This window comes from Maribacter litoralis (genome assembly GCF_902506355.1).
GTDB lineage: Bacteria > Bacteroidota > Bacteroidia > Flavobacteriales > Flavobacteriaceae > Maribacter > Maribacter litoralis.
In genome coordinates, this window is record NZ_LR733271.1 from 4,286,713 (window position 1) to 4,303,725 (window position 17,013).

The 17,013-nt window shown below is 36.8% G+C and carries 10 protein-coding genes; 8 read left to right on the forward strand and 2 right to left on the reverse strand.

Annotated elements, in window-relative coordinates; translation table 11 throughout:
• Positions 1-9: 9 nt before the first annotated feature.
• Entirely contained in the window at positions 10-2,607 is a 2,598-nt protein-coding gene (locus tag EXIGUO8A_RS18410) for a DUF6923 family protein (protein WP_159304299.1), read from the reverse strand.
• 255 nt (positions 2,608-2,862) lie between these two features.
• Between EXIGUO8A_RS18410 and EXIGUO8A_RS18415 the strand changes: the two genes are divergently transcribed.
• The 7 genes from EXIGUO8A_RS18415 (at position 2,863) to EXIGUO8A_RS18445 (ending at position 12,843) form a co-directional block, all read left to right on the forward strand.
• Positions 2,863-4,635, forward strand: a complete 1,773-nt coding sequence (locus EXIGUO8A_RS18415; protein ID WP_159304300.1) for an AMP-dependent synthetase/ligase — start codon at positions 2,863-2,865, stop codon at positions 4,633-4,635.
• A 256-nt stretch (positions 4,636-4,891) separates the two neighbouring features.
• The gene (locus tag EXIGUO8A_RS18420; protein ID WP_116769359.1) at positions 4,892-5,323 is read left to right on the forward strand and encodes a MarR family winged helix-turn-helix transcriptional regulator; all 432 of its coding nucleotides are present in this window, start codon (positions 4,892-4,894) and stop codon (positions 5,321-5,323) included.
• Positions 5,324-5,355: 32 nt separating this feature from the next.
• Complete coding sequence (locus EXIGUO8A_RS18425) at positions 5,356-7,761, forward strand: 3-hydroxyacyl-CoA dehydrogenase/enoyl-CoA hydratase family protein (RefSeq protein WP_159304301.1); 2,406 nt, start codon at positions 5,356-5,358, stop codon at positions 7,759-7,761.
• Between the two features lie 103 nt (positions 7,762-7,864).
• The gene (locus EXIGUO8A_RS18430; protein WP_159304302.1) at positions 7,865-9,055 is read left to right on the forward strand and encodes an acetyl-CoA C-acyltransferase; all 1,191 of its coding nucleotides are present in this window, start codon (positions 7,865-7,867) and stop codon (positions 9,053-9,055) included.
• A 46-nt stretch (positions 9,056-9,101) separates the two neighbouring features.
• Complete coding sequence (locus EXIGUO8A_RS18435; RefSeq protein WP_159304303.1) at positions 9,102-9,458, forward strand: four helix bundle protein; 357 nt, start codon at positions 9,102-9,104, stop codon at positions 9,456-9,458.
• A 48-nt stretch (positions 9,459-9,506) separates the two neighbouring features.
• Positions 9,507-11,318 (forward strand): acyl-CoA dehydrogenase family protein, encoded by a 1,812-nt coding sequence (locus tag EXIGUO8A_RS18440; RefSeq protein ID WP_159304304.1) that lies wholly within the window; start codon positions 9,507-9,509, stop codon positions 11,316-11,318.
• Positions 11,319-11,418: 100 nt separating this feature from the next.
• Positions 11,419-12,843 (forward strand): pyridoxal phosphate-dependent decarboxylase family protein, encoded by a 1,425-nt coding sequence (locus tag EXIGUO8A_RS18445; protein WP_159304305.1) that lies wholly within the window; start codon positions 11,419-11,421, stop codon positions 12,841-12,843.
• Here the strand turns inward: EXIGUO8A_RS18445 and EXIGUO8A_RS18450 are convergent, their stop codons facing one another.
• Positions 12,844-14,646: a glycoside hydrolase family 15 protein gene (locus EXIGUO8A_RS18450; RefSeq protein ID WP_159304306.1), complete on the reverse strand. Its 1,803-nt coding sequence runs from the start codon at positions 14,644-14,646 to the stop codon at positions 12,844-12,846.
• Positions 14,647-14,749: 103 nt separating this feature from the next.
• Between EXIGUO8A_RS18450 and EXIGUO8A_RS18455 the strand changes: the two genes are divergently transcribed.
• Positions 14,750-16,963 (forward strand): bifunctional alpha,alpha-trehalose-phosphate synthase (UDP-forming)/trehalose-phosphatase, encoded by a 2,214-nt coding sequence (locus EXIGUO8A_RS18455; RefSeq protein WP_159304307.1) that lies wholly within the window; start codon positions 14,750-14,752, stop codon positions 16,961-16,963.
• Positions 16,964-17,013 lie beyond the last annotated feature (50 nt).

Below are 17,013 nucleotides of genomic sequence, written 5' to 3' on the forward strand. Positions count from 1 at the left end.
CAAAACATATTATCGCACCAATAACCTTCCACTCCATGTTTTTTCTTTGGAGTTTTGAAGTTTATAGAGGTACAGCCCTGGGGCCAAATCTTTTCTTTGAACAATTATCTCATTTTGCCCGGCAATACTTTCTCCTTCCATATGGTGACTACCGATCAGCCTTCCACTAAGAGAATATAGATCCAACTCATAAGTATCTGCATCTTCCTCATAAAAGTATAGGCTTGTACTTTCTACCATAGGATTAGGATATACAACAGATTTGTTTAAATCTGTATCTACAAATTCCTGACCTGGCTCTCTGTTATGAAAATCAACATTTTGCAGCTCCATAGATTTTTCTTCAGCATAACCATTCTCTGCAATCAAATTGAAAGACAATACTTTAATATCAGAAAAATCGGTTGCTTCACCAGATTCATTTGTAAAATCATCTTTAGAAAGCGTGTATACTTTAAGTTCACTATCTAATGTAATAGTAGTCTTATAAATTGAACCATTACCTTTGATCAGCTGCACATCTAAGTTCGATGTACCTTTTGCCTCAAAACTAATCTTAGAATAATCACTTAAATCAACTGCAGTAAACCTAGGATTTAAAGCTCTGTACACACCTAAATAATTACTGGTTGTACCACCAAGTTTAATATTTCTTTCTATAGGATAACCATCGCCTACGTAAGGTCCTTCAGCAGGTAAAACTTCGTAAGTGGATACCGTAGTTCCATCGGCAGAATCATCTAAGCCCCATGGAGCATCGGCAACAAATAAATCATCTGGCGTAGCACCTGCCCCAGTGCTAATTCTAAAGCCAAGATCAAACAGTGTACCTGTTTTCAACGCTACAGAATCTAAATATCCATCTATATCAGCAGAAACTCCTAATACTTCGGTATCACTTGTTTCGGTAAGCTTTAGCCCTCCCTCCAAGTTGATACTTTCTGAGTTATTGTTGTTCACGATATTTAATAAAACCTCGCCGTTTTTATAACTAGCAGATTTTACAAAAACAGGTGGCGGTGTAGATCCCGTGTATTCAGATATTTCTGAATTGGCTTCTAAAAGATCTAGTATTTCATCAGCCAATAATAATAAGTCATCTACTGAATTTGACCAAATTTGAAAATTGTAAAATGAGGTATCATTTGTGTAGGCATCAATATTCCAGTGAGATTCTACAGTAAAGTTCCCTGCTGTATTTACCCTAGCCGAAAAAGTTAAGGCAAATTCCAGACTACCATCTGGTTGCTTGATGATAGATTTAATAAAGTCCTTTTCCCTTAATTGAATATTACTTACAGATAACAATTGAGCGCCTAAAAAACGGTCACAAATAAATTTACTGTGTTCATAAACCTTATTATCGGTTTTGATGACCATAAGCGACCCCAGATTTTCAGTGCCATTTAAATAATCAACCGAGTAAATATCTGAAGCATTGGTCAAGTCCAACAGGTCGCTAGGTGAAGATTCAATAGTACTGGTCTCACCTACTACCCCTAATGGTACCAAAGAGTTCAATGGAATATTATTTACATCATTCTTTGAACTTAGACCGTAAAATGCATTTTTAACAAGCTTTTTAGCCTTTGTTTTATCGAATACATAGTTGGTCTTGGCACGGTTAAAATTTCTTTTGCTTATCAAATTCGCCAGTCTGTCGTTACTTTCCAGTCCTCCCTTATTGGCACTAGAGGTGGTAACTATTACGGGGCAAGCAGCTACACCAGAACATGAAGGATCATCACAATCCACAAGCCCATCACCATCATCATCTATTCCATTTAAACAGTCTTCTTGAGGTACAGGTGCCGTAGGGCAACGCGCACCATCATTACTAGATGCTGCTGGACCAAATGCAAATATGTTAGATTGTATGACACCTAAGGTGATGTCTTGAACATTATCAATTTTATAAACAGAACCAGTTTGGTTGGCAGAAATATAAAAGTTACCATCAACATCAAAGTAAACGGCACCAAACGTATATTTTAAACCATCAAGAATAGGAACAGCACCCAAATTATAAACCGTACCCGTTTCTGGGTCTATTTTATATAATAATCTAGTACTACCCTCTACTGTATATAGCATACCATCGGCTGCATTAAAAGCCCAGTCGGCTATTCCCATACTCTGACTTAATTGAAATTGACCCAAGTATTCTAAATACGTATCCGATTCAGGGTTAATGTCTACCTTATAATATGATGAGCCGCCAGCTTTAAAATAATAAATTCCATCTGGAGATATATCGCCAACATATTTATTACCCGTTGGCAATTCTGGTATTGTATATTGATCAACTGAATAATCCTTACCTATTCTTACTATGGTACTAGATGGTGTAGAAAGATAACCCCACAAATAACCGTCTGTTGGATTATAGCCCACACCGTTTACATTACCCGATGTTATATTTTCAGCTACCAAATAAGAACTGCCCGAGGCAAGGTCTAAGGCATAGATATCATTATACTGAAATAAATATGCGTTGTAATCGCAATTAAAAGGTTCTGATTGCGCCATCAACGTCAATCCTGAAAAAGAGACGAGAAATATTGCAATAGACTTAAAAAATGTTTTCGTTAAGTAGTTATTTTTCATGTTTTCTACGATTTGGGATAATAATCTTCCATACAAACCTAACCTTATTTAATAAGGAAAATTCCTACAAAAGGTTGAGATGTATACATAACACGCTCAATAACAATTTATTGTGGTCGAATGGCAAAAATCGATACAATACCACCTAAACTACTCGAATTAAGAATATTGTAATAAGAAGCTGATTTATTTAATAATACAATTTTAAAATATCGAGTTCTTTCACTATTTTGCAATTCTTATTATAAATTAAGTATGCAAAAAGTTACCCGTCTTTTTGACTTTCCATATTATCAGCTAGAAAAGCATGCCTTGAAAAAGGCTTTGGTGTCAAAAAAAAATGGAACGTGGATTAGTACATCTACACAAGAATATATCAACAAAGCAAATGCTATTAGCCGTGGCTTATTACGACTAGGCGTGCAGCCCAATGATAAAATTGCGGTTATTTCTCTCACGAACAGAACTGAGTGGAATATCATGGATATCGGTATATTACAATTAGGTGCCCAGAATGTACCGGTTTACCCTACCATATCGGAAGAGGATTATGCCTATGTTTTAAATCACTCCGAAGCTAAATACTGTTTTGTCTCTTGTGGCGAAGTACATGATAAAGTAGTTTCAATAAAGGACCAGGTGCCGAGCCTAAAGAACATTTTTTCTTTTGACGATCTTTCTAATTGCGACAATTGGGAAAAAGTATTGGAGCTAGGTGCAGATACCGCTAACCAAGAAGAGGTTGAAAAATTAAAGAATAAAGTTACTCCAGACGATTTGGCGACACTAATCTATACTTCTGGTACTACCGGAAGACCTAAAGGTGTTATGTTATCTCACAACAACCTGGTTAGTAATGCCATTGAAAGCTCTAAGCGTTTTCCAATAGTTGACGGTGAAACCAAGGCGTTAAGCTTTTTACCTCTTTGCCATGTATATGAGCGAATGCTAATTTACCTATATCAATTTAGAGGTGTTACCATATACTATGCAGAATCACTGGATAAAATTAGCGACAACTTAAAAGAAACGAGTCCGCATGTGATGACAGCGGTACCAAGACTTTTAGAAAAAGTTTACGATAAAATTTATGCCAAAGGAACAGAGCTAACCGGTTTAAAAAAGAAATTATTTTTCTGGGCAGTGGAACTTGGTTTAAAATATGAACCGTACGGTAAAAATGGTTGGTGGTATGAAACTCAACTTTCCATAGCCCGAAAACTTATTTTTAGTAAATGGAAAGAAGGCTTAGGTGGCAACCTTAGTTTAATAGCTTCAGGTAGTGCCGCTTTACAACCCAGATTATCAAGAATTTTCAATGCGGCGGAATTTGGCTTAATGGAAGGTTACGGTTTATCTGAAACATCACCTGTAGTTTCGGTAAATGATATGCGAGATGGCGGATTTAAAATTGGCACAGTCGGTAAACCCATTGACCGTACCGAGGTTAAGATTGCGCAAGACGGAGAAATCTGTATTAAAGGTCCACAAGTAATGCTGGGCTATTATAAAGATGAGGAAAAAACCAAAGAAGTAATTGTTGACGGTTATTTTTTAACAGGAGATATTGGCGAACTTGATAGTGAAGGCTTCCTTAAAATTACTGATCGTAAAAAAGAAATGTTCAAAACTTCGGGTGGTAAGTATGTAGCTCCTCAATTGTTAGAGAATCGTTTTAAACAATCTAGATTTATAGAGCAGATAATGGTAGTTGGTGAAGGTGAAAAAATGCCTGCTGCCCTTATACAACCAGATTTTGAATTTTTACAGGAATGGGCGGCGATACATAAAATTGAAATACCCGTAAATTCCGATATCATAAAAAACGAAAAAGTATTGGCTCGTTATCAGCAAGAAATTGATGAAGCCAATGAGAAATTTGCTAAATGGGAAAAAGTAAAACAGTTTAGACTTACCCCAGATGTTTGGAGTATTGATGGTGGTCATTTGACCCCAACCATGAAACTGAAAAGAAAAGTTATCAAGGAAAAATATATTTCCCTTTACAATGATATATACGAGCGATAATAAATTAAGATAACAGTTCAACTTATAACTATGACACCCAACTAAATAATGATAATATTTTAGTTGGGTGTTTTGCTTTTCACCATTTAACAGTACAAATAATTGAGCAGCGGTTTAAGCTATAACCAACTCAACAGCAACATATAAAGGATGCTGGCTTAAATTACTTTAGTAAGATTCATTTAAATAAAATATAATAAAATTTATTATGCATGCATAATAAATTTTATTATATTTGGGAACCAACTAAATGAGTATGAAAGAAGCAACGATAGATTATGCGTTGAGAGCTACTTGGCAAGCGGTAGCAAGAATGTATAATGAAGAAGCAAAGAAGTTTGATTCTACTATGGCAGTTGGCTTTACTTTATTGAGCATAGACCCAAAAACAGGTACACCTTCTACATCTCTAGGTCCGAAGATGGGAATGGAAGCGACGAGCCTCTCCAGAATTTTAAAAAGTATGGAGCAAAAAGGTCTCATTTTACGAAAGCCGAACCCTAACGATGGTAGAGGCGTTCTTATTTATTTGACTGAATTTGGGTTGGAAAAAAGAAACGATTCTAAAAACACGGTTCTTAGGTTCAATGAAGTGGTTAAAAGTGAAGTGACAGATGAAAAGCTTGCTAATTTTTTTGAAGTTACCGAAGCCATTAACAAGCTTATTGCAGACAAAAAATTATTTTAATTCAACTTATCAATTAATACAGCATAAAGTACATGAACAAGCACATTAAAAAAGTAGCAGTAATTGGCTCAGGAATAATGGGTAGCGGTATTGCCTGCCATTTTGCAAATATTGGCGTAGAGGTTTTATTGCTAGATATTGTTCCTCGTGAACTAAATGATAAAGAAAAGGCGAAAGGCTTAACATTAGAAGACAAAGTAGTACGTAATAGAATGGTGAACGATTCATTAGCGGCAGCGCTAAAATCAAAACCATCTCCTATTTACCATCAAAAATTTGCTAGTCGCATATCGACTGGAAATTTAGAAGACGATATCGCTAAAGTATCCAAGGTAGATTGGATTATCGAAGTAGTTGTTGAGCGATTGGACATAAAAAAACAGGTCTTTGAAAATTTAGAGAAATACCGTACTCCAGGTACTTTAATTACCTCGAACACTTCCGGTATTCCTATTAAATTTATGTCAGAAGGTAGAAGTGACGACTTTCAAAAGCACTTTTGTGGTACCCACTTTTTCAACCCTGCACGTTATTTAAAACTTTTTGAAATTATTCCTGGTCCTAAAACTTCGCCTGAAGTATTGGATTTCTTAAATGGGTATGGTGAAAAATTCTTGGGCAAAACATCTGTTGTTGCTAAAGACACCCCTGCATTTATAGGAAATAGAATTGGCATATTCAGTATTCAGAGTCTTTTCCATATGGTAAAGGAAATGGGTATGACCGTGGAGGAAGTAGATAAATTAACAGGTCCAGTAATAGGTAGACCAAAGTCGGCCACTTTTAGAACTGTTGATGTTGTAGGTTTAGATACTCTTGTACATGTTGCTAACGGTATTTATGATAATTGTGCCGATGATGAGCGCCATGAACTGTTTAAACTGCCTGAATTCATCAGTACAATGATGGACAATAAATGGTTAGGAAGCAAAACGGGACAAGGTTTTTATAAAAAATCTAAAGATGATAAAGGTAAAACCGAAATTTTGACCCTTGATTTGGATACGATGGATTATCGTTCTAAAAAGAGTGCAAAATTTGCAACTTTAGAATTGACCAAGACAATAGATAAAGTAGTTGATCGCTTTGCCGTACTTGTTGGCGGAAAGGATAAAGCTGGAGAATTTTACAGAAAAAGTTTCGGACAGTTATTTGCCTATGTATCTCACAGAATCCCTGAAATTACCGATGAGCTTTATAAAATTGATGATGCTATGAAAGCCGGTTTTGGTTGGGAACATGGACCATTTCAAATTTGGGATGCCGTAGGCATTGATAAAGGATTGGAGTTTATTAAAGCAGAAGGTCTTGAAGCTGCTGCTTGGGTTCATGATATGAAAGCCGCTGGTATAAATTCTTTCTACGCAGTTAAAGAAGGGGCTACCTATTATTATGATATCCCTAAAAAATCAGTAGAAAAAATACCTGGTCAAGATTCTTTTATCATACTTGACAATATCAGAAAATCTAAAGAGGTATTTAAAAACAGCGGTGTTGTTGTTGAAGATTTAGGTGACGGAATATTAAATGTTGAGTTCCAGTCTAAAATGAATACCATTGGTGGCGATGTTTTATCTGGCTTGAACAAAGCAATTGATATGGCAGAGAAAGATTTCCAAGGATTGGTTGTGGGTAACCAAGCTGCGAACTTCTCTGTAGGAGCAAACATTGGTATGATTTTCATGATGGCCGTTGAGCAGGAATATGATGAGCTTAATATGGCCATTAAAATGTTTCAAGATACTATGATGCGTATGCGCTACTCTGCGATACCAACAATTTCTGCCCCTCATGGCATGACATTGGGTGGTGGTTGCGAGCTTTCTTTACATGCAGATATGGTAGTTGCAGCCGCTGAAACATATATCGGACTTGTAGAATTTGGTGTTGGGGTAATTCCTGGCGGTGGCGGATCTAAAGAATTTGCCGTTCGCGCACAAGATACCTTCAAAAAGAACGATGTTGAGCTGAATGTTCTTCAAGAGTATTTCTTGACCATAGGTATGGCCAAGGTTTCCACTTCTGCCTATGAAGCTTATGATTTAGGCATATTGCAACATGGTAAAGATATTGTTGTAGTTAATAAAGACAGACAAATTGCAACGGCCAAAGCCTATGCGAAATTGATGGCCGAACAAGGTTATACGCAACAACCGAAACGTTCAGATATTAAAGTTTTAGGAAAACAGGCATTGGGTATGTTCTTAGTAGGAACAGATTCTATGGAGGCCAGCCACTACATTAGTGAGCATGACAAGAAAATTGCAAATAAACTGGCCTATGTAATGGCCGGGGGCGATTTATCCGAGCCGACCTTGGTAAACGAGCAATACTTGTTAGACCTAGAAAGAGAAGCTTTCCTTTCACTTTGTACAGAAAGAAAAACTTTAGAAAGAATTCAGCATATGTTGAAAACTGGAAAACCGTTACGTAATTAATTTACTCAGCTATATGCCATAAGCTTATAATTAGTGGCAGTCTTATTTTAACAACAAATAATGCTAGCAGCAAAAAGCTGACAGCTAAAAGCAAGATTAAAAAATGAAAACAGCATATATAGTTAAAGGTTATAGAACAGCGGTAGGTAAAGCACCTAAAGGGGTCTTTCGCTTTAAACGTACCGATGAATTGGCAGCCGAAACCATCGAGTATATGATGAAAGAATTGCCAAACTTAGATAAAAAACGAATTGACGATGTTATTGTTGGTAACGCAATGCCTGAGGGTTCTCAAGGTTTGAACATGGCACGTTTAATTTCGCTAATGGGATTGGATATCGTTGATGTTCCTGGAGTTACCGTAAATAGATTTTGTTCGTCGGGCATCGAAACCATCGGTATTGCAACTGCCAAAATTCAGTCAGGTATGGCGGATTGTATTATTGCCGGTGGTGCCGAGAGCATGAGTTCAGTACCTATGACAGGTTATAAGACAGAATTGAATTATGATGTAGTTAAGGCGGGCCATGAAGATTATTACTGGGGTATGGGAAATACCGCTGAGGCCGTTGCAAATGAGTACAAAGTTTCGCGAGAAGATCAGGATGAATTTGCCTATAACTCTCATATGAAAGCTCTTCGCGCCCAGGCAGAAGATAGATTTCAAGATCAAATAGTACCAATAGAGGTTGAAGAAACCTATGTTGGAGCTGATGGTAAAAAGGCTACTAAAAAATATACGGTAACCAAAGATGAAGGACCTAGAGCCGGTACTTCAACCGCTATATTGAACAAACTTAGACCGGTTTTTGCCGCAGGTGGTAGTGTTACAGCAGGTAACTCTTCACAAATGAGTGATGGTGCCGCTTTTGTAATGGTAATGAGCGAAGAAATGGTAAAAGAATTGAATCTTGAGCCTATTGCGCGTCTTGTAAATTATGCCGCAGCAGGTGTACCGCCAAGAATAATGGGTATAGGACCTGTAGCTGCTGTGCCAAAAGCACTAAAACAAGCTGGTTTAAAACAAGATGATATAAAGTTGATCGAATTGAACGAAGCTTTTGCTTCTCAATCCTTAGCGGTCATCAGAGAATTGGACTTGAATCAAGATATAGTTAATGTAAACGGAGGAGCTATAGCATTAGGTCACCCATTAGGTTGTACAGGTGCTAAGTTATCGGTTCAACTTTTTGATGAAATGCGTAAAAGAAATATGCAAGGTCAGTATGGTATGGTTACCATGTGCGTAGGAACGGGACAAGGTGCTGCCGGCATATTCGAATTTTTAAAATAACCGAAAGAAGATAGATTATAGAAAAAAGAGATAAGATTATTGCTAAATGGCTTTAAGGCATAATTATAGAAATTTGAAAATATGGAAACTAGGTATCAGCATAGCTAATGACATATCAGATATTCTATTAAATTTTCCAAAGCATGAAAGATTTGATTTAAGCTCTCAAATGAGTAGATGTTCAATTTCTATTCCAAGTAATATTGCAGAAGGTTCTGCAAGAACAGATAAATCATTTAGCCATTTTTTAAGTATTTCTTTAGGCTCTTCTTTTGAACTAGGAACACAATTGCTAATAGCATACCATAGAAATTATATAACGGATATTAAATTAAAATTACTCGAAGAAAAGATTGAAGAATTTCAGAAAATGACAATGGGTTTTCAAAATAGCCTTTCGTAAATCTATTTTCTATTCTCTCAATTCTAACTTCTAAATACAATTAACAACATGAGTACAGAAACATCGGATAAAGACATTCTTAGAGGAGGACAATTCCTTGTTAAGGAGACCAACTGTGATGATATTTTCACTTTGGAAGATTTGAACGAAGAACAACGAATGATGCGTGAAAGCACCAAAGAATTCGTTGATCGAGAATTATGGGCACACTGGGAACGTTTTGAGAAAAAAGATTACGCATATACCGAAGAAACCATGCGCAAAGCCGGTGAATTAGGTTTATTGAGCGTAGCTGTTCCAGAATCTTACGGTGGTATGGGCATGGGATTTGTTTCTACCATGTTGGTATGTGATTACATTTCTGGTGCAACTGGTTCTTTTAGTACGGCATTTGGTGCACATACAGGTATTGGTACTATGCCAATAACTTTATATGGTACAGAGGAACAAAAGCAAAAATATGTTCCAAAATTAGCCTCAGGCGAATGGTTTGGTGCTTATTGCCTTACAGAACCAGGTGCAGGGTCTGATGCAAATTCAGGTAAAACTAAAGCTGTTCTTTCCGAAGATGGAAAAACTTACAGCATTACCGGTCAGAAAATGTGGATATCAAACGCTGGTTTCTGTAACTTGTTTATCGTATTCGCACGTATTGAAGATGACAAGAACATTACTGGGTTTATCGTAGAAAATGACCCTAGTAATGGTATTACCTTAGGTGATGAGGAAAAGAAATTAGGTATTCACTCCTCTTCTACCCGCCAAGTATTTTTTAATGAAACCAAGGTTTCTGTTGAAAATATGCTTTCTACAAGAGGAAATGGCTTTAAAATTGCGATGAATGCGTTGAACGTTGGTCGTATAAAATTAGCTGCAGCTTGTTTAGAAGCTCAAAGAAGAGTAATCAATGAGGCGGTAAACTACGCCAACGAAAGAATTCAGTTCAAAACTCCGATCGTTAATTTTGGAGCTATAAAAGCTAAATTGGCAGATATGACAACCAACGCTTACGTAGGTGAATCTGCTTGCTACCGTGCCGCAAAAAATATTGAAGATAGAATTGCAATACGTGAAAGCGAAGGTAATACTCACCAAGAAGCCGAACTAAAAGGTGTTGAAGAATACGCAATAGAATGTTCTATTCTAAAGGTAGCGGTTTCGGAAGATGTACAACATACGGCAGATGAAGGTGTCCAAATTTTTGGAGGTATGGGCTTTAGTGCAGATACACCTATGGAATCTGCTTGGAGAGATGCTCGAATTGCTCGTATTTATGAAGGTACTAACGAAATCAACAGAATGTTGGCGGTGGGTATGCTTGTTAAGAAAGCAATGAAAGGTCATGTAGATCTTTTAGGACCGGCAACTGCAGTTGGCGAAGAGCTAATGGGTATTCCTTCTTTCGACACTCCTGATTTCTCTGAACTATTTGCAGAGGAAAAAGATATCTTGAAGAGACTTAAAAAGGTATTTTTAATGGTCGCTGGATCTGCAGTACAAAAATTTGGTCCAGAATTGGAAAAGCACCAGCAGTTAATGCTTGCTGCTTCCGATATTCTTATTGAAGTATACATGGCAGAATCTGCTTTGTTACGTACAGAAAAAAATGCAAAACGTTATGGCGAAGAAGCTCAGGCTACTCAAATTGCTATGTCTAAGTTATATTTGTATAATGCTACCGAAACTATCATTAAGAAAGGTAAAGAAGCTATAGTTTCTTTTGCCGAAGGTGATGAGCAAAGAATGATGTTAATGGGACTTAAACGTTTTACAAAATATACAAATTACCCAAATGTAGTTGCACTACGTACGCAAATTGCGGATAAAGTAGCTGCAGATAACGGGTACACCTTTGACTAATTCAGATTACTTTTGTTGTTTGGTAACTTGAATGTTAAACCGCCCCATTGGGGCGGTTTTTTTGTTTGGTAAACATTCTTATTGCGACTACTTTTAGACCATGCATAAAAAATTACTTGAACAAGTTTACAATACCTCGAATTTTAATGCCAATGGTCACGAACTTATTGACCAGTTGACCAGTCATTTAGAAGATAAGTTGAATGGAAATTCACGAAATGCCATTCAATGGAACAATCCTGCGAATGAACTACAATTTTGGAATGATTTTCTTAAAAATGGGGATAGCAAAAATTTGTTTCAAGAAATAAACCAGCGTACCACTCATATACATCACCCCAATTACCTTGGTCATCAAGTGAGTCCGCCAGCGCCTATTACTGCACTAACAAGTTTATTGAGCTCCCTATTAAACAATGGAACCGCAGTCTATGAAATGGGTATGTCATCCAATGCCATTGAACGCATAATTATAGAATTTATATGTGATAAAATTGGATTTAATGATAATGCCGGTGGGTTTTTAACCTCAGGTGGCACCCTGGCAAATCTTACCGCATTATTAAGCGCAAGAAAAGCTGTCACAAAAAAGAACGTGTGGAGAGAAGGAAGTCAAAACCAGTTAGGAATTATGGTTAGCGAAGAAGCCCATTACTGTGTAGATCGTGCTGCCAGAATAATGGGATTGGGCGATCAAGGCATTATAAAAGTTCCTGTCACCAATGAATACAATATAAATACCGATTTATTGGACTTGAAGTTAAAAGAAGCTCAACAAAAGGGAATTGAGGTTTTTGCCATAATTGGTAGCGCACCGTCAACAGCCACCGGTATTTTTGATGATCTTGAATACATTGCTAAATTCGCCAAAGAACATAATATTTGGTTCCACGTTGATGGTGCCCATGGCGGTGCCGGTATTTTCTCTAAAAAATACAGACATACCTTAAACGGCATTCAACATGCCGATTCAGTAGTTATTGACGGTCATAAAATGATGATGATGCCTGCATTGACCACTGCCCTACTCTTTAAGGATGAAAACAATGCCAAGGCTACGTTCAGTCAAAAAGCAGATTACTTGTTGAGCGATTCGGAACATGAAGATTGGTACAATTCTGGAAAGCGGACTTTTGAATGCACCAAAAACATGATGGGCATACATTGGTTTACACTTCTTAAATTATATGGTGAAGAAGTTTTTGATGCCAATGTTACACTACTTTACGATTTAGGGTCTTTGTTCGCAGATATTATTAAAGCTGAACCTAATTTTGAATTGGCATTACGCCCTATGTCAAATATTGTATGCTTTAGGTATGTTCTACCTAACTTAAATATTGATGAGCAGAATGGAGTAAACATAAAAATTCGCCAGCAACTTTTAGAAGATGGCGAATTTTATATTGTACAAACGAAATTAAAAAATGTTCATTTCTTGCGCATAACCGTCATGAATCCGTTTACAACAGAAGAACATTTTAAAGCCTTAGTTACTAAAATAAAGGCTTTAGTTTTACATTGATTATTCTCTCAACGATTCTAACATTTTGTCTTCGCTTTCTTTCTTTGAGAAATTAATAGCACACTCTATTAAGGCTAAATGGGAATAAGCTTGAGGGAAATTACCCAATAACCTTTTTGTCTTAAAATCAATATCTTCACTGAACAGACCTAAATGGTTACTGTAACCTAACAATCTCTCAAAATATTCCAGTGCCTTTTTCTCTTCTCCTATTTTAAACAGGCTATTGATGTACCAGAAAGTACATACGGTAAACGAAGATGAAGGTAAACCAAAGTCATCCTCATTTTTATATCTATAAAGCAATCCGTCATTACTTAATTCCTTTCCAATGGCATTGACGGTCTTTATATATCTTTCATCTTTGGCTTCAACACAACCATAAGACTCCATCAATAAAACGGAAGCATCCAAGTCTTTAGAACCGTACGATTGGGTATATGCACCAACTTCTTCGTTCCAAGCGTTATCATAGATATCTTGCCAAATCTCTGCTCTTATTGGTTCCCATTTATCTATTTTGTGTTGCTTTCCTAACATTTCGGCTACTTTGATCGCACGGTCCAATGCCGTCCAACAAAGTACTTTTGAAAATGTAAAGTGCCTGTCTTCTGTACGGAATTCCCAAATACCCTTATCGGCATCCTTCCAATTATTACTTACAATCCAAACGATACCTTTTGTAATGGCCCATAAATCTTCTCCATTTTCAATATCAACGCTGAACTTTACCATTTGTTCATAAATCACATCCATCAGAATACCATAAATATCATTTTGCTTTTGGTGATAAGCCGCATTACCTATACGAACCGGTTTTGAACCTTTATAACCAGCCAAATGCTCTAGCGTTTCCTCGGTCAGTTTTTTCTCCTTATTGATACCGTACATGATCTGTAGTTTCTCTGCCTTATCGGGTATCAGGTCTATAATGAATTGTAAATATCTTCTTGCAACATTCTTATGCCCCAATTCTGATACTACCTTTATAACCATAGAAGCATCTCTGATCCAACAGAAACGATAATCCCAATTACGAACTTCTCCAATGGTTTCTGGTAAAGAAGTTGTAGCTGCAGCTAAAACGGCACCGGTCTTATCATAGCTCAATAGCTTTAAGGTCAAAGCACTTCTAGATATTTCATCATTAAACTTCTTATAGGTTGGGGTTAAGTCAGTCCAGTTTAACCAATATACCTTAGTATTCTGAAGATCTACATAAGCTCTCTGAGTGGTTGGCAGCAACAACTTTTCATTGTAGCCCATAAGCATGAATTCATCTTGTACCAGCTCCAATTCAACACTATTGACAATAGCTTCTTTATCAAAAGAAGTATATAAGAATACCGTATCGAACTTAACATCGTAGGTTAAGCTGGCTATGAAATCTTTTTTGATGTAGGTTTCGGTCTTACCCATTGCATACTCCAGTCTTGGATCATACAAAACCGAAAAACTTGGCTTACCGGATATATGTTTAAAAAATCTGATCAATTCTGGCGGTGCATGATGACTACCATCCAATTTTCGATATCTAGGCATGAAATCATGAATTTCAAAATGGTCGTCACCAGATTTAAATGAGGTAATTAAAATATTGGTGTACCGCTCATAACTTTGGGTAATCTCATAGCTGTCATTCACCTTTATTTCAAAACTTCCTCCTATATTTTCATCCAATAACTTGGCAAATACAGACGGACTATCAAATTCTGGCAAACAGCACCAATCTATACTTCCTGTCTTTGAAATTAATGCTGCACTTCTGCAATTTCCTATTATTCCGTAGTCTAAATTATCCATTCAATAAAATTCTTGATTCATTTGAGGTTTCAATTGGTATTGCCCTCCTTTTTCCCGAAATTTAGAGAAATAATTATCAAGAAGAAGCAAAAAATCCTCTTTTATGGCGAAAACTATCATTATCTCAAATAGACTACCTGTACAATTACAAATTAGCAATGGCGACATTTCTGCGGTACCAAGTGTAGGCGGACTGGCTACTGGAATGAAATCTGTTCACTCTGGAGGTGATAGTTTATGGATTGGTTGGAGCGGATTGACAGATGAGGAAATACCCGAAGAACTAATCCCTAAAATAGATAGTGCCTTAGCGGAACACGGTTCATCTAAGGTTAATTTAACAGAGAAAGAAGTAGATGGTTTTTATTACGGATTTAGTAATAGAACCGTATGGCCATTGTTTCATTACTTTTTAGAGTATTCTGAATTTGAATTGGATAGCTGGGAAATTTATAAAGCTGTAAATCAAAAATTTGCCGATGCCATTCTTGCTAAGGCAGATAATGAAGATACTATTTGGATCCATGACTATCAATTAATGTTGGTACCCCAAATGGTAAGAGCTGAAAGACCTGATATTTCCATTGGGTTCTTTTTGCATATTCCTTTCCCATCGTACGAGATTTTTAGAACCTTACCTTGGAGGCGTGAAGTATTACAAGGACTGCTGGGATCTGATTTAATCGGTTTTCATACGTACGACTACGAACGTCACTTTTTAAGCTCTGTAAGAAGGCTATTGGGCTTAGAAGTTAGCTTTAACGATATCTATTTAGATGATAGAGTGATAAAAGTGGATTCCTTTCCTATGGGAATTGACTATAAGAAATTTAGCGACGCGGCAAAAGAACACTCTCAACGTACCGAGGATGAAAAATCCGAATTACAAAAAAGACTGGACACGCATAAAAAATCTGCACCAGATGCCAAGTTTTTCCTTTCGATAGACCGTTTAGATTATACCAAGGGTATTGCCAAACGTTTGAATGCGTTTGAATATTTCTTGAAGAAATATCCGCAGTACAAAGAAAAGGTTAGACTTATAATTCTTGCGGTTCCGTCTAGATCTAACGTACCGCAATATCAATTATTGAAACGTGAAGTAGACGAATTGGTAGGACGTATTAACGGAGAACTGTCTACCGTAAGCTGGACCCCGATATGGTATTTCTACAGATCAATGCCTTTTGATAACCTTATCGACCTTTATACCTCTTCTGATATTGCCTGGTTGACACCTATTAGAGATGGTATGAATTTGGTAGCCAAGGAATATATAGCCACAAGAACAGATAAAACCGGGGTACTAATACTTAGTGAAATGGCAGGTTCTGCAAATGAAATGAATGAATCATTGCTGATCAACCCCAATAATTTTGAGCAAATAGCCGATTCTCTTTTTGAAGCTATCAATATGCCAGAAGAGGAACAAATCTCTAGAAATACCTTATTACAGAAGAGATTGGAACGCTACAATGTAGAAAAATGGGCCAACGACTTTATGAACTCGCTTGTCAACCAAAAAGAGAAAGATCAAACGTATAGATCTAGAAGATTATCGGTAGATATTATGAATACGGTGATGAATAGTTATACCAACGCGAAACGACGATTGGTATTTTTAGATTACGACGGTACTTTGGCAGGCTTTCACAACGACCCGCAAAAAGCATCACCAGATGAAGAACTATATAGTTTATTGGACGAGATCTCATCTCAGCCCAATACCGATATGTATTTAATAAGTGGAAGAGACAAGGAGACATTTACAAAATGGTTCTTACCCAAAAAATACAATATGATCGTTGAGCATGGGGTTTGGATCTCACAGGGCGGTGAGGAGTTTAGAATGCTTGAAACGGTTAAAAAAGATTGGATGGAGAAAATATTACCGGTTCTTGAGTCTTTTGTAGATCGAACGCCCGGTAGTTTTATTGAGGAAAAGAATTACTCTTTAGCATGGCATTATAGAAATACCGATCCAGATTTTGGCCAAAAACGTTCTGTAGAATTAAATACGGTGTTGACCAGTTTGATCGCTAACGATGACCTTAGTGTATTAAACGGAAATAAGGTAATGGAAATTAAGAGTAGCAATGTAAACAAGGGTAGAGCCTCTATGCGTGTATATACAGAGCATGAATACGATTTTGTTTTCGCTATCGGTGATGATTGGACCGATGAATTTATGTTTCAAGAGTTACCGGAAGAATCCATTACCGTTAAAGTGGGTCGCCAAAAAACACAAGCAAGATATTTTGTGGACAATACAAAGAATGTTCGTGAAATTTTGAAACGTTTTGCCGACAAAAGATAGATCAATCAGCCAGATTCTAAATATTCGTTTTAGAATCTGGTTAAATCTCA